Raw genomic sequence first — 17491 nt, 5'->3', positions numbered from 1 at the left:
CAGCGATGAAGGCAACGATGTAGCAGATGGTAGCAGTTAAGAGGGTAGGAATCATCAAGACGCCGAACCAACCGATATAAATCCGGTTGTCTGTGCTTGTGACCCACTCGCAGAACCGTTCCCAGACATTGGCGCTTTCGCGCTGCTGTAAGGTTGTTGTCATGGTTTTATGATTGCTTTATTTGGTTTTCAATGTTCGTGACGGGTTTGTGTTCCGCCATGTAAATAACATAAACCTTTTATTTCAATTTGTAAAGGCCTTCTCAGCACAACTTTTGTTATGACTATCATAAGTATAGCTGATATAATGGCGAAGCCGTTGCTGTATATGGGTTTTAAATGCAGGATGCGGAATTTGTTGGCGATCGCCTCAGAAGCAGAATGCTGATAATGTAGCTGCACAAGGAGAGCGGGACTGGTGTCAGTGTTAAGATAAGTTAAGCGGGGCGATCGCCAAGCGCAAAACTAAAAATTATTAAAAACCCCAAGGAATGTCCCGCACCGTCACCTACAGCCCTGCTCATACCATCGTTCCCACTTATGAGTGTTTTAATCGCTGCACATACTGCAATTTTCGAGCTGAACCGCTGGAAAGTCCTTGGCTGACGCTACCACAAGCCGAAAAACGGCTCCAGCTACTGCAAACTCAAGGTGTGATTGAAATTCTCATCCTCAGTGGCGAGGTACATCCCCAAAGTCAACGGCGCAAAGCTTGGTTTCAGCGCATTTATGAGCTCTGTGAACTGGCACTTGCTCTAGGATTTTTGCCACATACTAATGTAGGTCCGCTCAGTTTTGAGGAGATGGCTCAGTTAAAACAGGTGAATGTCTCCATGGGGCTGATGTTGGAACAGTTGACACCGAGTTTGCTAACAACAGTTCACCGACACGCACCGAGTAAAGTACCTGCCCGGAGGCTGCAACAGTTAGAATGGGCTGGGGAATTGCAGATTCCGTTTACCACTGGTTTGCTGCTGGGAATCGGGGAAAGTGAGGCAGATTGGGTGGAGACATTAGAGGCGATCGCCCGGATTCATTCCTGTTACAATCATATTCAAGAAGTTATCCTGCAACCTTACAGTCCGGGAAATAAGCAAAGTTGGGATGGTAAAGTTTTTGATGTTACAAAAATGCCGGAATTAATTGCGATCGCCCGCAGCATTTTACCTGATGAAATCGCCTTACAAATTCCGCCAAATTTAGTGACCAAGCCAGACATATTAATCGCTTGCTTAGAAGCAGGTGCTAGAGATTTAGGAGGAATTGGGCCAGTGGATGAAGTTAATCCCGATTATCCTCACCTCCAACACCAAACTTTAACAGAAATTTTAGCAGCCGCGGGATGGCAACTCGTGCAGCGTTTGCCTGTTTATCCTCACTACGACAATTGGCTCCCCCAGACATTACAAACTGCTGTAAAACAATGGAGAATTAGTCATTAATCCTTCTTATTTCTTAGTCCGCGCAGGCGGACTTCGTTTGTGTAGAAGCGGTTTCAACCGCCTAGCCATTAAAATTTCAAATCAAAGAACCACCACCATCAATCCAGACTTCCGTACCTGTGATAAACATGGAGGCATCTGATACTAAAAATAAAACTAATTGGGCAACTTCTTCACTAGAACCTGCGGTATTATTAGTCAAAGGAATCAGATCGTGAATGAAATCAGCCGAGCCTGGAATATGATCGAGATGTCGCTTAGTGGTACTTTCCTCAATCCCAGTCAGCACCCCACCCGGACAAATGACATTAACTCGGATTTTGCTAGCAGCAAGTTCTAGCGCCAGCATTTTGGCAAAAGTTACTTGAGCAGCTTTAGAACAAGCATAGGCGGTGGCACCAACTTTCCTGAAATTTCTAGTGCCATTAATCGATGAGGTAATGACAATAGCACCTCCTTGTTTTTTCAAATAAGGAACAGCATACTTGACAGTCAAAAAAGTACCTCTGAGGTTAGTATTAATTGTCCTATCCCACTCCTCCGGTTCGAGGTCTTCTATGGGCGACCAGACACCATTAATCCCCGCATTCACAAACACAGTATCTATTTTTTTATATTGTTCAAAAATTGTTTTAAATGCCTCTTCCATTTGTTCAGAATTTGCTACATCTGCGACAAGTGCCAGTCCACTGCCTCCTTGATTCACCAACTGGCTGACAGTTTCTTGCCCGCTATCGAGAAGGCGATCGATAATAGCAACTTTTGCTCCTTCCTTTGCCATTAAAATTGCTGCTGCACGACCAATCCCCGACCCGCCACCAGTAATAACGGCAACTTTATCTAAAAGATTCATAATTTTTATATATAAATAATTTGAATAATTATAATAATCAAAATAACAACTAACAAGTAACAAGATGTATTTCTTGTTACTTGTTACTTGTTATGTGTTATTTAGGATTCTGGAACCCAGACTGAAACTGAACCAGCATTACACCTAAAATCAGCCCAACCTTCGTCATTAGTTGTGATAGATTCTTTGATGTTTTCGGTGAGATCGATATAGGTACGATTCGGTTGTCCGACTTCCATAAACTTAGTACCATCACCGCCGTTAGTCAGTACCACAGCCATGCCACCTGGATGTTCTTCATCTCCAAGTCTCGTCCAGCCAATAGTATTGGCGTGGTCAAAGTAATCGTATTGATTACCGTAGGAATAAGTTTGGCGGGCGAACAGGAATTTATCAATAATCCATTGATGTTTCTCTAACCAAATTTCGTATTCGTTACCATCTTTTCCTCTATCCTTGTAATGAGTCCCGTAATAATCGGGGTAAAAAATACAGGGATATCCTTCACGACGCAGCAGAATTAAAGCATAAGCAAGGGGCTTAAACCAAGACTCGACAACAGACTCTAGGGATTGTAAAGGTTGGGAATCGTGGTTATCTACTAGAGTAACGGCGAGAGTTGGTTGGTGCTGGACGAGGCTGCCGTCAAAAATTGTTCTCAAGTCATAATTATTGCCTGCTTTGCTGGCTGCATAGAAGTTGTAGTGAAGAGGTGCATCAAATAAGGATACTTTACCATCAGTTACGGTAATGAAGTAGTGCAAAGCTTCGACTTCATAGGACCAATATTCGCCGACGGCAAATAGGTCACGTTTGGCATAATTGCGAACGTGTTCTAACCATTCTTGGAAAAATTTTGCAGATACGTGTTTGACGGCATCGAACCGAAACCCATCAACGTTGGTTGTATCGACATACCACTCGCCCCAGTATTTTAATTCCCCGGTGACTTCTGGGTTGTCCATATCTAAATCACAACCCATCAGGTAGTCAAAATTGCCTTTTTCTAAGTCTACATTTTGGTCAAATTCTTTGCCTTTGAGCAAGTAAATGGCATTGGCATTTGTGTCGTAAGCATTGTAATCAATGGCATCAAAATGCCACCAATGCCATTCCATGCTGGAATAGGTTTTGCCACGACCAGGGAAGGTAAAATGAGTCCAAGCCTTAATTTTTTGATACTCGCCTACGGTGTCATTGCGGTTGTCGGGATTGAAGGGTGTAGCTTCGACTTCTTCTTCTTCATCAGCTCCTAATTTGTGGTTAAAGACAACATCAGCATAAATCTTAATTCCTAGATCTTGTGCTGCTTTAATCGCTCGCAAATACTCCTCTTTTGTCCCGTATTTCGTCCGGATCGAGCCTTTTTGATCGAACTCACCTAAGTCGAATATGTCGTAGACACCGTAACCCACATCCATACCGCCGCCCGTTCCTTTATACGCGGGTGGCAACCACAGGGATGTAATGCCCATTTTGGCTAAATCTTTGGCAGATTCGGTTAACTGATTCCAGAGGTTGCCGTCAGCGGGGGTATACCAGTGGAAATACTGCATCATGACGCCATTGACTTCAGACATAAATTTAGTTTCTCCTGTTTGGTAAAGCTGCGGGCTTATTAGTTTATGTTACTAATTAGTATAGATATGCCTGCAATTTGTGGTCAATAGATATCATAAAATATGGGGTCTATCGAAACAATCTATCAATAGATAGATTGACAAAAAACATAAAGTTGATGTTAAAATATTTCAGAACATTTAAAAACATTAAGAGGTTGTTGCTTCTGTGGCTATTCGCTCAACTCTGGTGTTCCAAGTGCCATCGATCGCCAATTCGATCAACCTAAATCCTGGAGGAATTTGGTCAAGTATAATCGGATGGCTTTTGGGTAAAAGTTGGATGCAGGTGCTGGGTGTCCCCAAGTAGGTAACTGAGCCTCTCTGTTGGTGGAATTCTTGGTGAATGTGGCCACAGAGGACGATTTTTACTTGAGGATATCGATCGACTATTGCGAAAAATTCATCGGCATTGTGGAGCATCATGCCATCCATTATTTCACAGTCGATCGTCAAGGGATGATGGTGCAAGGCAATCGTAACAGCTCGATCGCCCGTTTGTTGCAATTGAGAATCCAGCCAATCCAAGCTTTCTGGGGAAATTCGCCCCCCACTGCATCCAGCTTCCACACTCGAAAGCAAGAGAAATTGCCAGTTTCCGAGGTTCCACGATTTTTCTGGGGAAATCGGCGGCTTATCTAATATTTGCTGCATTACCAAGAAGTTGTCGTGATTTCCAGGTATCCAGTAAGCGGGGATGTTGAGGGGAGAAATCAGGGATGCGAGGAGCTCGTAGGATTCGGGTGTTTCATCTTGGGATAAATCCCCTGTCAGCAGGAGTAAGTCTGGCTGGGGCTGAATCTGTTGCAAGTGTTCGAGAACTGCTTTGAGGGTGTGGGCGGTTGAGAGGCCTTTCCATGTGCGATCGGGCTCTGCAAACAAGTGAGTATCGGTGATTTGGGCGACGAGTAGGGGAGAAGCGGGTGTCATGGATGATGTTGCGGGCGATCGATCTAGTTCTAGAGTACCCTGTCACAGGGGTTTTGGGGATGTCGGAACAAGGGCGAGGGAAATTTTTGACAAATGTGTTGAAATAATCAAGATTTGGTGTAATATAGTAAAGCGTTAAATTTCTGACGTAACGGCGGCATAGCCAAGTGGTAAGGCAGAGGTCTGCAAAACCTCCACCCCCAGTTCAAATCTGGGTGCCGCCTTTTTTAATTTTTGTTAGACGTTGTACAGTGACACATTAATTGTCATCAATTACAGTATTGGCGAGAGAAAGGTGTCGTTGTGCCAACGGTTAACCCTAGCGGTAAGGGTCGAAATGTCTATTATTCTCCAACGGACTTGTTGGCGCTGACTGTGATGGAATATTTGCTGTCTATGGGTTTGAGTTTTGAGGTATGTCAGGAAATGCTGGAAACTCTTAAAGCTACTGAGTCGTGGCTGTTTCAGCCGTCTGTGTTAGAAGGGCAGAGGAAACGGTTTATGCTGTTATTGGATTTAAAGCGGCGATGTTTGGTAAACTTTGACAGTGGTTTGGCTTTGGAAACGATTAATCGGGGGTTGCCTGTTGTGCCGTTTTGGAGCGATCGCATTCATCAACGCTTGCGAGAGAATCTCAGAAGCTTTGAGCGGTAGAGGAGCGGCTACCGGATTCAGTGAGAAGCCAATATTCTGATATTCCCTGGCGAGATATTGCCGGAATGCGAGATAAAACGTGCAAACTGGACGACCTAACTTATGTATTCAAACCGATAGGATGAATCCTTTGAATCTTTATGATTTTGATTTACCACACGCATGGGCTATTGAAAAATTGTCCAATTTTGTAGACATCATTATGGGTCAGTCACCTCCATCCGATACATACAATACAAACGGAGAAGGATTACCTTTTTTCCAAGGTAAAGCCGAGTTTGGAGTTATATATCCGACAGTAACTAAATATTGTTCTGAACCAAATAAGATTGCAAGCCAAGGTGATGTGCTACTTTCAATTCGGGCTCCTGTTGGACCTACTAACCTCGCGCCATTAGACTGTTGTATTGGTCGAGGGTTAGCTGCTCTACATCCTCTTGATAGTATTAGCTCTAAATTCATTCTTTACTTATTTAGAGCTTTAGAGCCTCAAATATCAAAAGAAGGGACAGGTTCAACCTTCAAGGCAATCAATAAACAGTTTATTGAAAACCTAACTATCGCTCTTCCCCCTCTTCAGGAACAAATCAGAATCATCAACAAAATTGAGGAAAACTTCTCGGATCTTGATAAAGGAATTGAATATCTAAGAACTGCTAAAGAGCAACTCAAGGTATATCGTCAGTCAGTGTTGAAATATGCCTTTGAAGGCAAGTTGACCGAACAGTGGCGTGAGTTTCATATTAGCAAACTAGAAACGGCTGACCAATTGCTAGAACGTATTCAGCAAGAAGGTGAAAGCCGCTATCAACAGCAACTAAATGAGTGGGAAGAAGTGTTTAAAGTTTGGGAAGAGAACGGCAAGGAGGGTAAAAAGCCTGGTAAGCCTCAAATGCCTTTTAATACCTCTTCTTTAACGGAAGAAGAATTAGTGAATTTACCGGATTTACCAGAGTCATGGTGTTGGATTAAATTATCCGTCTTATCCGAAAGGATTCAGATTGGGCCATTTGGTTCTTTATTACATAGATCTGATTATGTTAGTAACCAAGTGCCAATCGTAAATCCAGTTCATATTAGAAATCAGAAAATTGAGCCAGATTGGAGTTTGACAGTTACCAAAGAAAAGGTAAACGAACTATCCAATTACATTATGTATCCTGGAGATATTGTCATGGGACGAAGAGGCGAAATGGGTCGATGTGCAGTTATAAGTCACGAGGAAAGCGGTTTTTTATGTGGTTCAGGAAGTCTTTTTATTAGACTATTACCCAGCATCAATCCACTTTTTTACTGCTATTTATTAGGTTCGCAAAGGTTAAAAAATTATTTGTCCGACCAAAGTGTTGGGACTACGATGCAGAACCTTAACCAAGAAATTATTCATAATCTTCCTGTTCCTCTATGTAGCCCTATCGAAATCCAAAAAATTATTGAAGAAGTTGACAGAAGGACGACCTTAATAACTGAGGTAGAGAATATTATAGAAGAGAATCTTCTAGCATCTGAAATTTTGAAGCAAAGTATACTCAAAAATGCTTTTTCTGGGCAGCTAATACCACAAGGTTCAGGAGATGAAAATGCAGCAGTGTTACTTGAAAGAATCAGAGAAGCTAGAAGGCATCAAGAAGACCATCAAGTTCCTATACCTAAACCAAGAAAACAAGTTGCCATGAAGAAAGATTTGTCAATTATTGAAGTATTACAAGAGCTGAATGGTTTGGCAACAGCACAGGATGTGTGGCGACGGTCTAAATACCAAGAAGATATAGAGGGCTTTTATGCGGAACTCAAAAAGCAGATAAACAATGGGGTTATTGAAGAAGTAGAAAATTTGAGAGAAGAAAAAAAATCCTACTTAAGGCTAAGAAATGAGAATTGATAAAGTTTATATAGAAAATTTCAAGAACCTGATCGAGTTTGAGATTGATCTGGCAGAAGGTTTTATGGAAACTGTGCTTCTTGGTCAGAATGCTACAGGCAAATCAAACCTAATTGAAGCGTTAGTTTTGATATTTAAATATCTAGATCTTGAGGGAATGCCAAGTTTTTCATTCAAAATTGAATATGTTTGTCGTGGTCACAAAGTTAAAATAGAGTTCGATACTAAACGTAGTTTCTACGTAGATGACAATAAAATTACGATAAAAGATTTTTATGCCAGAAAGAATGAGTATTTGCCCAAATATGTATTCACCTATTATTCCGGCATCAGTAACAGGTTGGAAGAACATTTTAATGATCATCAGAAGAAATTCTATGACAAAATTATCAAACCTAATGTTGATCCCGCAGAAATTGAAGACCTGCGTAAACTCTTTTACGTTCGTCTGATTCATAGCTATTTTGTTCTTTTAGCTTTTTTCTCTTTTGAGGATAATGAATCAAACCACTTCTTAAAGAATTATCTTGATATCGACGATCTAGAAAGTATTCTTTTTGTCTTAAAAGATCCTGAATGGAAAGGCAGTGACGACCCAAGGTTTTGGGGCGCAACTGGTTTGGTTAAAGATTTTTTAGATAAGGTTTGGGATTATTCAACAGCCCCTATTTATTATGTTGAGAAACATTCTCTGGACTTTAGAAAACAAATAGATCAACCAAGACTCTATCTTTATGTTAGTGATAAAAACAAGCTTAAGCAAATTGCTAAGTTCTATACAAGTAATACTGAATTCTTTAAAGCACTAGAAAGCACCTATATTTCAAATCTAATTCAGGAAATTAAGGTAAAAGTCAAAAAGCGAAATATCCGAGGTGAATTGACTTTTAGAGACTTGAGTGAAGGGGAACAGCAATTGCTTACAGTTTTAGGATTATTAAAATTCACAAAAGATGAAGAATCCCTAATTTTGCTAGATGAACCGGATACTCATCTTAATCCTTTATGGAAATGGCAATACTTAAAGTTATTACAGGAGGTCGTTCAAAAGCATGAAACAACGCAAATAATTTTGAATACTCATGATCCATTAGTTATTGGAAGTATGACTAAAGAACAAGTAAGGATTTTCAGAAAAGATGAGGACACTGGACGAACAATCGTATTTGAACCTGAAACCGATCCAAAGGGTTTAGGTGTAGCTGGCATCTTAACTAGCGAGTTGTTTAGTCTCCCTACAACTTTAGATGAAGAAACACAAAAAGCCTTGGATAATAAGCATAGATTAACTGCTAAGCAACAGCAAGGAGGGTTAAGCGGTGAAGAAAGGAAAGAATTGGATGAGGCTCTCCAGAAATTAGAGGGATTAGGGTTTACAAGAACATTTAGAGATCCTCTTTACCAAAAGTTTGTAACTGCTTGGCATCGACAAGAAAGATTTCAGAAACCTACTCTCACACCAGAAGATTTGAAAGAACAGAATGAGCTTGCACTATCTCTCCTTAACGAAATTATGGAGGAAGAACAGTGAGGCATATTCCTCTAAAAGAAAATCCTCCTCCTAGTGGATTAAAAAGATGGCTGAGTAAAGCTAAAATCTTAACCCAAAATCTCATTACTGAAACTGACTCTGAAAAACGAAAGGAAATTATTGAGAGTAATAATGCAGTTTGGAGAAATAACACTCTTAAGAAGTATCTAATGGATTTATCTGATGGTAAATGTTGGTACTCAGAAGCTAAAGAAGTTTATTCTCATTACCATGTAGACCATTTCAGACCTAAAAGTGAAGCTTTAGATTTAAATGGAACTGACCAAGGAGGTTATTGGTGGCTTGCATTTGATTGGACAAATTATCGAATTTGTGGCGGTGTTGGCAATACAAAAAAAGGAGCTAGATTCTGTGTTTTAAAGCATAAAGCAAATTGCCATACTGATTTGTGTGAAGATGAAATTATCTATTTTCTTGATCCTATAGATAAAGACGATACTCTCAAACTCACTTTTGATAAAACTGGAAAGGCTAAGCCATCCTCAGTTGATGAAAATGAATGGGATTACAAAAGAGCTCAGTACACGATTGATAATTTAGATTTGAATTATGAACCCTTGAAGGAGGCAAGAAAGGATTTATGGGACACATGCGAATCAAAGCTTAACGAACTTCAGAATTTAATGGCAGAATATAATAAAAATCCATCTGCATCAAAAAAAGGGCAGATTCAATCCAAGCTAGAAGAATTAAGAACGCTCACAAAGCCAAAATCAGAATTCTCTGGGGTTGCAATTAAATGCTTGTTGTCTTCGGATATTGAATGGGTTCAAAAATTAGCGCTGGGAGCAGCTTGAGGCAATAAATTATGTTCACCTCTCAATCAATCGTTGCCAAAGTTTGGAATTTCTGTAACATCTTGCGTGATGCAGGAGTCAGCTATGGTGACTATCTGGAACAACTCACTTTCCTAATTTTTCTAAAAATGGCGGATGAATACGCCCAACCACCTCATAATCGTGATCTAGGAATTCCTGCTGAATACACATGGCAAAGCCTAAAAAACAAACGTGGTGATCAGCTTGAAGCTCACTATACAAAACTGCTTCGTGAACTGGGCAAGAAAAAGGGAATGTTGGGCAAAATCTTCACCAAAGCCCAAAACAAAATTCAAGATCCAGCGATGTTGTCTCGCGTAATTGAGATGATCGACAACGAAGCCTGGGTGTCCATGAGTGCTGATGTCAAAGGCGATATTTACGAAGGATTGCTAGAAAAAAATGCCGATGACACGAAGTCTGGAGCAGGGCAATACTTCACTCCTCGCGCATTGACCAAAGCAATGGTGGAATGCCTTCGCCCTGAACTCGGTAAAATGATCGCCGATCCTGCCTGTGGTACGGGTGGCTTCTTTCTAGCGGCCTATGACTTCATTCACGAAAACTACAAGCTGAATGAGTCCCAAACACAATTCCTCAAACATGAAACCTTCTATGGCAATGAGATTGTCTCTAGTACCTATCGCCTATGCTTAATGAATTTATTCCTGCACGAGATCGGCGACATTGACAAAGAACCAACTATTTCTCTCAGCGATGCGCTAGTAAAGCCACCCACCCAGCACTTCGACTTTGTGTTAGCTAATCCTCCCTTTGGTAAGAAAAGCAGCATGACCTTTTCAAAAGAGGAAAAAGAGCAAGGAGAGGATCTGGTTTATAATCGTCCAGATTTTGATGCAACGACCTCAAACAAACAGCTTAATTTTGTCCAGCACATTCGGACAATGCTGAAGCCAACCGGAAAAGCGGCGATCGTTGTACCTGATAATGTGATGTTTGAAGGTGGAGCCGGAGAAACGGTTCGCAAGGCTCTACTTCAGAAAACTAATCTGCACACTATTCTGCGTTTACCCACTGGTATCTTCTACAAGTCAGGGCTAAAAGCAAACGTTATCTTCTTCGATAATAAGCCTGAGTCTGAAGTACCCCAGACCAAAGAAGTTTGGTACTACGACTTCCGTACCAATGTCCATTTCACGCTACGCAAAAACCCTTTAAAACATAGGGATATACAAGATTTCGTTAATTGCTATAACTCAAAATACCGTTCCAAGCATCAATCAGCCTGGTCATCTAAAAAATCAGATGGACGTTGGCGTAAGTTCACCTACGAAGAATTGGTCGCTAGAGACAAAACAAGCTTAGACATTTTCTGGTTAAGAGATAAGAGGCAATACGATCTAAATAATCCACCCGAACCCGATGTGCTAGTAGCAGAGATCATTGAGAATCTGGAAGCGGGCTTAAACAGCTTCAGAGAAATCTTGAATGGGCTTGGCTGTGAGGATGTGCAGTGAAATTCTCAGAGGTGGCAATCGCCATCCTTCAGCAACCGTTAATCAAGAAAAATACTTCACTCAAATAGCTTTCTGATACTCCCCCATCCCCCCAAAAAGTAACCGACAGCGATCGCATCTCCCATCTTCCCAAAGTGCAGGCATCTTAAATCGTGCTTCACACTGCGGACACTTAGCTAAAAGCTTAAGCTGATGGCGATCGCACTTCCAAACAGACTTAAACTGCCACTCAATCCGATGACAAGGCGACTGGGCATAACAAGCACCACATACCCGAATCGGTTCACACTTCATCCCCTCCCCCATTGGCGGCAGCATTTCCCACAACCTTTCAACCTCAACCCCTACCACCTCCGCCAAAGCCTCAAACTCCTGCTGAGTAGGATAAGGATTGAAATGAAAGCGTTCCCAACGTGCTACTACAGCCCCAATTTTCGCTGTTTGGATGTATGTAGATTCATCTTGAAATTGGTCATTTGTCCAAACAATATAAGGATGCTCTCCCCGAAAAACCCGACTCGAATTAATCACCTGAGTGCAAGACAATTTCTTGCACTCAATCTCCCCTGGTTGATTTATCTCATAAATATGATGATGACCGAGTTTGCAACGAAGAGATACTTTATAGGGATTGATAAAATAAATCCAACCTTGACGCGGTTTTTGTCCAGCCACTCGATCACCCCAATTCACTCATTAACTTTTCTCTTTCTTTGTACAGATTCAGTCTCACCTGTTCCTCTGATTTATGGCTATCTTTAACCTCAAGCATGGGAGCAGTGCTATAAACATATTCTAGTAACTGCTTCAGTTTATCCTCTCCTGAACCAGCCCATTCTCTCCTGATGTTGTCAAGCATTAGCTTGAGGCCTAAAGGTAACTCTAAATTATCGACACTACCTGCTCCCTCACCAAGTCTGACAAAGATACTATTTCCCTGAGATTCTTGCAAAATCTCTTTACCATTCATTTGATTTAAAGCAGCGTCAATGTCTTCATTCCAAGGCCCATAGCGATAATAACGCCAATCTAAATCAGTAAGCTGTTTTTCTGTCCATTTGACTGCATAAAGATCAGCTAAGTACAAAAATTTGATTAACTGGGTTTTTGTAATATAGCCTTTTGTTGCGTAAACAAAATACTTTATCAGGGTTTCTAGCATAGCTTTCCTTCTTTTATCTCAAAAAAAACTGTCTCCACAATTGATATTATCAATATTCAAATTAACTTAACTCTAGTCTATCATATCATCCCCACGAACGTTTGGCTATTAAAGCATATAAAAAAATATGACAATTTAATTGCTAATCACTAATCACCCCATGGCAATTAGCAATTAGCAATCTTACCCAAACGATCACATTTTACTGATAATTCTCTGCACGATTTCCACGCCTGTTACCGCTTGCCAGCCAAACAGCCCCAAAAGCGCCACATTCAGAAAGATGTGAGTATATCTGGCAAAATCATTACCTTTTTGCATCAAAGGTGTCAGCGAGGCAGACATCGCAATGATTGCCGTCATTCCCAACCCTGCTAGCAAGTGGGAACCCACGAACAATTTGCCGTTGTTGATGTAGGTGACGGCCATACCGCCGATCGCACCCGTTACCATCAAGGCTAGCAGCAAAGAACCCATCTGGTGGTGCTTGAGGTTGAATTTACCCTTAATTAGCTCTTTTTTGACCTCGCCTTCCGCACTCCTGGTGCGCCGGATTTGAACGCCGAGATACAAAGCATACAATGAGATGGCCAGCAGTACCCACATTAACACTGGGTGGAAAAATTGGCTCCAAACTTTAACAGACTGCGGAATTTCCAGATTCATGGTGTTTTCAGGATTAGCAAAAATACTTCATAAAACTTAGCATACCAGTCAGGCCGTCTCATGCGACGGTACAAATATATAAAATGAGACACTGTTATGCCTGCCACTAAACAAGACGCTTTATTAATCCAAGCTGCCAAAACTGGCAACATTATTCACGTACAAGCCTTACTCGCTAAGGGTGTTAATCCAGACTCCAAAGACTCTGAGGGGACGACAGCTTTGATGTTTGCGGCCCAAAAGGGCTATGCCGAAATCGTGCGTATTTTACTAAATAATGGCGCTAATGTCAATCAGGTAAGAAGGCGTTTTGGGCTGACGGCTTTGATGCTTGCTGCGGCTCACAAGCAGGCTGATTCTGTGCGACTGTTGTTGGCTGGGGGTGCGGATGTTAATGCTAAAAATGATGATGGGAGTACGGCTTTGATGGCGGCTGCTCTGAAAGGTGATATCAATGTCGTGCGGCTGTTACTTGCTGCTCATGCTGATGTGAATGTGTGCGATCGCGATGGAGACTCTGCTCTGAAAATAGCTGCTTTATCGGGGAATCAAGCTATTGTCAAAGCTTTGGCTGATGCGGGTGCTGTTGCAGATAATTCTATCCTATTTTTAGCAGTTAGTCAAGGTCGCGCTGAAATTATCCGAATTTTGCTCAATTGTGGCGCTGATGCTAATGTTAAAAATTCCGATAGCAAAACTGCTTTGATGGAGGCTGCTGCTGCGGGTAATTTGTCCGTGGTAGAGGTGTTGTTAGCGGAGGGTGCTGATGTCAGAATTCCCGATAAAGATGGTGAAACTGCTTTAACTTTGGCTGCTGATTTTGGTCATATTGATGTGGTGCAGGTTTTGCTGCGTGCCGGTGCTGATGTGAATGGGAAAAATGGGGATGGGGGAACGGCTTTGATGGCGGCTGCTGCTGGGGGAAATTTGCCGATCGCCCATATCTTACTCGATGCTGGCGCCGATATCAATGCTAAGGACAAAGATGATGAAACTGCTTTAAATTTCGCTGTTGTCGAAGGCTATGAGGATGTTGTGGAATTGCTGTTAAACCGGGGCGCTAGTGTTGGTGCTAGAAATCGGTTGGGCGATACTCCGTTACTCGTGGCTGCTGTTCACGGTTACAGTGCGATCGTATCAGCTTTGTTGCAAAAAGTCAATCACGATAATGCTGATTTTCTGAATGCTAAAAACTTTGAGGAGACTGCTTTAACTCTGGCGGCTTTTCAAGGACATACTGAGACAGTAAAGGCTTTGCTCGAAGGTGGTGTTGACCCTAATATCGCAGGGGAGCAAGGAAAAACGGCTTTAATGAAAGCCTGTATTCGAGGTCATGTGGCGATCGCCCAATTATTAGTTGACAACGGTGCTGATGTCAATAGGCGGGATGCTTCCGGTGCCACTGCTTTAATGTGGGCGGCCCATCGGGGTGCTGTCAGTGCTGTGAAGATTTTAATTGATGCGGGTGCGGATATAAATCATAAAAATTTGGGGAACTATACGGCTTTAATGCTGGCTGAATTTAACGGTTATAAAGATGTGGTGAAACTGCTCAAAAGTTCCGGAGCAAGAGAATAATATCGGTGTTATCCTTAAGTTGCTAGTAAGGACTTCTGTCCTTTCTTTGTCTGACGATCGATCGCGACCTTAGTCCTTACTACCAACCTCAATCTGTTCGCCTTACCCAACCATTAATCGTAAAGCGACTGTCAGCAAAAGCTTTCGAGGGACAACTAACTGGCAAAACTTCGTGCATATAGCGACTCAGAAAAAATACGATGCTATTATTGCGAGGTTCAACAGTTTTAAAAGAGTCAGCCGCTACATAAAAATTGTTCTCAATTTTGCTATCATAAATCTGCAATTCTCCGCCAGTAAACGCCTTGGGTTCTCGATTGAAATAGTAAACATAGGTGAAAAATCTGGTTGCTGTTTCTGGAGAGCCACTATCGTTATGAAGTTTGTAATAATTATTGTCGTTGTGCAGCGTTAATTGAGCTTCTATATCACCAACAGAAAATGAAGGCAGGTTTAATTTTCGCAGCACGTCGGGGAGAATAGCTTTAATGCGATTAATCATCAGTTGTGAAAATTCGGGGAAGGAATGGAGAACCATAGAACGCCGATAATCTTCGGCCTTGGTTGAGGTGCTGGTACTCACAAATTCTGATTCTTTTGCTAAAACATATTTGATGAGTTTATTTTTTTCACTGGCTGTGAGGAAGTTCTCAATTTGGGCGTAGCGAGATATTAAGTCGTCGTTTACATGAGCAGGAATTATAGGAATCTCTAGGGGAATTTCTGGCGGAATCTCTACCGGAACTTCTGGCTGTGGCGGTGGCAGTTGAGCTAAGTAAATGGGCGGTTCGGTGACTAATCCCACTAGGTGTTCGCTGGGAAAACAAAGTGCGGATCGCCCTTCGTCTATGGGAATCTGAAATAAAGTGGGAAAACCGGGGTTCTGTTGGGTGCGATCGACTAAGGTTTTAACCAGATTGTGCAATAAGGGGGCGTCAGATTTGAGGGTAATTGTGCATTGATGTCCGCCCGCGAGCAGGATTTTAACTTTGACATCTTGGGGTTTAATTTGCGGTTGAGTGTAAGTCATAATTTTTTCAGGACTGGATGGAAAACTAGCTAAAGATATGATTCGGAAGGAAAATAATTAGGTAGGGATACACAGTTTTGTTTCTCTGCAATATGATACACAATTAGTGGGGACACAAACAAGACTGTTTATTGGTGTGATGGTCGATCGCCAAAAATTGAGGTTAATGGGGGAAAGAGTTAAGGAACCGCAGAGGGCACAGAGAGCACAGAGGATGGAAAAGAAGAAGGAGAGGAATAGTCCTGAAAGCAGAGTATGATTTTAGTCAGGGTAAGCGAAGGGCGATCGATCCAACATTACCTGGAAAAACTCTAATATTCCACTTATATTAGTATTGATTGGAACGCACCTTATTTTTGGTTGGGAATTGAACACAGTTGCAGCCAGACAAAGCATTAGACATCTTGCTACAATGTTTTTATACAGTTCAAGTCATGCACAATATGTCCCTAATCAGCGCCCCAGCAAAATTTCAAGCAACCTCTCCCCCTTTCCGTTGGGATGAAGCGGGAGGTATCCGTATAGGTTCGAGTCGAGTGACCCTAGATAGCATACTTGCTTCATACCACAATGGCTCCACTCCCGAAGAAATCGCTATTCAGTATTCAGTTGTTCGCTTAGAAGACATATACAGTACCATTGCTTATTATCTCAACCATCGTCAGGAAATTGACAGTTATTTGGAGCAGCGCAGCCAACAATCTCAGCAACTGAGACAACAACTTTCTCAAAAACACAACTTAGTCGATCTGAGACAACGTTTGCTTGCTCGTTATCAGTCAAAAGGGGAGTCGATACCAAGTGCGCCTTCTAACTGATGAAAATTTTAATGGAGCCATATTGCGTGGGCTGGTGAGACGTTTGCCTGAATTGGATATTGTTCGTGTCCAAGATGTAGGACTGATTCACACTGACGATCCAGATATTTTAGAATGGGCGGCTAATGAGGGACGCATCTTACTTACCCATGATGTAGCCACTATTACGATGTATGCCTACGAGCGAGTCAATCAAGGACTACCTATGCTTGGAGTTGTTGAGGTTATTGCAACAGCACCCATTGGTAAGATCATTGATGATTTAGAACTATTTATTTGTTGCAGTCAGCCTGATGAATATGAAGGTCAAATTCTTTTCATCCCTTTCCCTATGCTGTGATTGGGCTAGATAGTCGGTGGAATCTACTGTATGTGGTTCATATTGAGCGTGAAGAGAATGTCATTCGGATTATTTCAGCACGTAAAGCAACTCGTCAGGAGAGGGCAGAGTATGAAAGTTGAAGCATTAAAGCAGCGATTAAACCACAACCGTCCAATGACTAGCGTGACAATCCGTATGCCCGAAGATGTTGTGGAAGACCTAAAAAAAGTTGCACCATTGTTGGGTTTTTCGGGTTATCAGCCATTAATTCGTGCTTATATCGGTCAAGGTTTGCGCGTTGATTTAGAACGATTTGAGAGCGAGACAGTGACAGCTTTAGTAGCAAGTTTGAAGCGTCGAGGTGTCAGCGATGCAGTGATTGATGAGGCATTAAACGAAGTCATTCATGCTAAATCCTGTTAATTGTGTCTAGCAGTAACGGAGGACACGGCATTGCCCTTGGACTACCCCAAAATAATCGTAGCACTCGAAGAGGAATCCCAGCCATCATGCTCACTAGAGATGTAACTACCGCCCGATTAATTGTAGGGACACGGCAATGCCCATAGGTGTCAACTTAAGCTCAAACTCAGTCAGAGACTGCTGTTTGACTATTAACGCCAGATCCCCCCTAGCCCCCCTTCCCAAGGGGGGGACAGGAATCTTCTCAAAGTCCCCCTTCCCCCC

18 protein-coding genes, 1 tRNA gene and 1 pseudogene are annotated in these 17491 nt (G+C 42.0%); 12 read left to right on the top strand and 8 right to left on the bottom strand.

The annotated features are described in order from the left end of the window. A pseudogene (locus ACBR23_RS26640) lies at window positions 1–163 on the bottom strand (photosystem II q(b) protein); the annotation flags it as partial. 328 nt (window positions 164–491) lie between these two features. Here ACBR23_RS26640 and cofG point away from each other — a divergent pair. Continuing rightward, complete coding sequence (gene cofG, locus ACBR23_RS26635) at window positions 492–1442, top strand: 7,8-didemethyl-8-hydroxy-5-deazariboflavin synthase subunit CofG (RefSeq protein ID WP_371118893.1); 951 nt, start codon at window positions 492–494, stop codon at window positions 1440–1442. 76 nt (window positions 1443–1518) lie between these two features. Here the strand turns inward: cofG and ACBR23_RS26630 are convergent, their stop codons facing one another. The 3 genes from ACBR23_RS26630 to cpdA all read right to left on the bottom strand — a co-directional run bounded on the left by ACBR23_RS26630 (window position 1519) and on the right by cpdA (window position 4844). Then, window positions 1519–2295, bottom strand: a complete 777-nt coding sequence (locus ACBR23_RS26630) for an SDR family NAD(P)-dependent oxidoreductase (protein WP_341738451.1) — start codon at window positions 2293–2295, stop codon at window positions 1519–1521. Window positions 2296–2396: 101 nt separating this feature from the next. After that, window positions 2397–3875 carry an alpha-amylase gene (locus ACBR23_RS26625; protein WP_371118894.1) on the bottom strand — a complete coding sequence of 493 codons (1479 nt, stop codon included), beginning with the start codon at window positions 3873–3875 and terminating at the stop codon, window positions 2397–2399. 189 nt (window positions 3876–4064) lie between these two features. After that, window positions 4065–4844 (bottom strand): 3',5'-cyclic-AMP phosphodiesterase, encoded by a 780-nt coding sequence (cpdA, locus tag ACBR23_RS26620; RefSeq protein ID WP_371118895.1) that lies wholly within the window; start codon window positions 4842–4844, stop codon window positions 4065–4067. Between the two features lie 153 nt (window positions 4845–4997). On the opposite strand from cpdA, the gene ACBR23_RS26615 reads away from it, so the two are divergent. The 6 genes from ACBR23_RS26615 (at window position 4998) to ACBR23_RS26590 (ending at window position 11228) form a co-directional block, all read left to right on the top strand. Further along, window positions 4998–5068: transfer RNA gene (locus ACBR23_RS26615), tRNA-Cys, on the top strand. Between the two features lie 34 nt (window positions 5069–5102). After that, window positions 5103–5498 carry a MerR family transcriptional regulator gene (locus ACBR23_RS26610; protein WP_371118968.1) on the top strand — a complete coding sequence of 132 codons (396 nt, stop codon included), beginning with the start codon at window positions 5103–5105 and terminating at the stop codon, window positions 5496–5498. 121 nt (window positions 5499–5619) lie between these two features. Further along, window positions 5620–7380, top strand: a complete 1761-nt coding sequence (locus tag ACBR23_RS26605) for a restriction endonuclease subunit S (protein ID WP_371118896.1) — start codon at window positions 5620–5622, stop codon at window positions 7378–7380. After that, window positions 7370–8911, top strand: coding sequence for an AAA family ATPase (locus ACBR23_RS26600; RefSeq protein ID WP_371118897.1), 1542 nt, complete (start codon window positions 7370–7372; stop codon window positions 8909–8911). Before ACBR23_RS26605 ends, ACBR23_RS26600 begins: the two co-directional genes overlap by 11 nt. Next, complete coding sequence (locus ACBR23_RS26595; protein WP_371118898.1) at window positions 8908–9729, top strand: hypothetical protein; 822 nt, start codon at window positions 8908–8910, stop codon at window positions 9727–9729. The genes ACBR23_RS26600 and ACBR23_RS26595 overlap by 4 nt, the downstream gene beginning before the upstream one ends. Window positions 9730–9740: 11 nt before the next feature. Further along, window positions 9741–11228 (top strand): N-6 DNA methylase, encoded by a 1488-nt coding sequence (locus tag ACBR23_RS26590; protein ID WP_371118899.1) that lies wholly within the window; start codon window positions 9741–9743, stop codon window positions 11226–11228. 60 nt (window positions 11229–11288) lie between these two features. Here the strand turns inward: ACBR23_RS26590 and ACBR23_RS26585 are convergent, their stop codons facing one another. The 3 genes from ACBR23_RS26585 to ACBR23_RS26575 form a co-directional block, all read right to left on the bottom strand. Further along, window positions 11289–11921: a hypothetical protein gene (locus ACBR23_RS26585; RefSeq protein ID WP_371118900.1), complete on the bottom strand. Its 633-nt coding sequence runs from the start codon at window positions 11919–11921 to the stop codon at window positions 11289–11291. Next, the gene (locus ACBR23_RS26580; protein ID WP_371118901.1) at window positions 11908–12390 is read right to left on the bottom strand and encodes a type II toxin-antitoxin system antitoxin SocA domain-containing protein; all 483 of its coding nucleotides are present in this window, start codon (window positions 12388–12390) and stop codon (window positions 11908–11910) included. The genes ACBR23_RS26585 and ACBR23_RS26580 overlap by 14 nt, the downstream gene beginning before the upstream one ends. Window positions 12391–12585: 195 nt before the next feature. Beyond that, window positions 12586–13056: a DUF4079 domain-containing protein gene (locus tag ACBR23_RS26575; RefSeq protein ID WP_371118902.1), complete on the bottom strand. Its 471-nt coding sequence runs from the start codon at window positions 13054–13056 to the stop codon at window positions 12586–12588. 96 nt (window positions 13057–13152) lie between these two features. Here ACBR23_RS26575 and ACBR23_RS26570 point away from each other — a divergent pair, with 96 nt between their 5' ends. Further along, complete coding sequence (locus ACBR23_RS26570) at window positions 13153–14634, top strand: ankyrin repeat domain-containing protein (protein WP_371118903.1); 1482 nt, start codon at window positions 13153–13155, stop codon at window positions 14632–14634. An 88-nt stretch (window positions 14635–14722) separates the two neighbouring features. On the opposite strand, the gene ACBR23_RS26565 is transcribed toward ACBR23_RS26570, so the two are convergent. After that, entirely contained in the window at window positions 14723–15664 is a 942-nt protein-coding gene (locus ACBR23_RS26565; RefSeq protein WP_371113666.1) for a 2OG-Fe(II) oxygenase, read from the bottom strand. A 377-nt stretch (window positions 15665–16041) separates the two neighbouring features. Between ACBR23_RS26565 and ACBR23_RS26560 the strand changes: the two genes are divergently transcribed. Genes ACBR23_RS26560 through ACBR23_RS26545 form a run of 4 tightly spaced genes read left to right on the top strand, consistent with a single transcriptional unit; the run spans window position 16042 to window position 17227 of the window. Beyond that, window positions 16042–16482 (top strand): DUF433 domain-containing protein, encoded by a 441-nt coding sequence (locus ACBR23_RS26560; protein WP_371113667.1) that lies wholly within the window; start codon window positions 16042–16044, stop codon window positions 16480–16482. Then, window positions 16466–16822: a DUF5615 family PIN-like protein gene (locus tag ACBR23_RS26555; RefSeq protein WP_371113668.1), complete on the top strand. Its 357-nt coding sequence runs from the start codon at window positions 16466–16468 to the stop codon at window positions 16820–16822. The genes ACBR23_RS26560 and ACBR23_RS26555 overlap by 17 nt, the downstream gene beginning before the upstream one ends. After that, window positions 16819–16944 (top strand): BrnT family toxin, encoded by a 126-nt coding sequence (locus ACBR23_RS26550; protein WP_371120893.1) that lies wholly within the window; start codon window positions 16819–16821, stop codon window positions 16942–16944. The genes ACBR23_RS26555 and ACBR23_RS26550 overlap by 4 nt, the downstream gene beginning before the upstream one ends. Continuing rightward, window positions 16934–17227, top strand: a complete 294-nt coding sequence (locus ACBR23_RS26545) for a hypothetical protein (protein ID WP_371113669.1) — start codon at window positions 16934–16936, stop codon at window positions 17225–17227. Before ACBR23_RS26550 ends, ACBR23_RS26545 begins: the two co-directional genes overlap by 11 nt. The last annotated feature ends 264 nt before the right edge of the window (window positions 17228–17491 follow it).

The sequence above is a fragment of the Microcoleus sp. genome (assembly GCF_041354475.1).
Classification (GTDB): Bacteria; Cyanobacteriota; Cyanobacteriia; order Cyanobacteriales; family Microcoleaceae; genus Microcoleus.
Note: the sequence above shows the minus strand (reverse complement) of the source record. Positions and strands in the feature narration are given on the sequence as shown.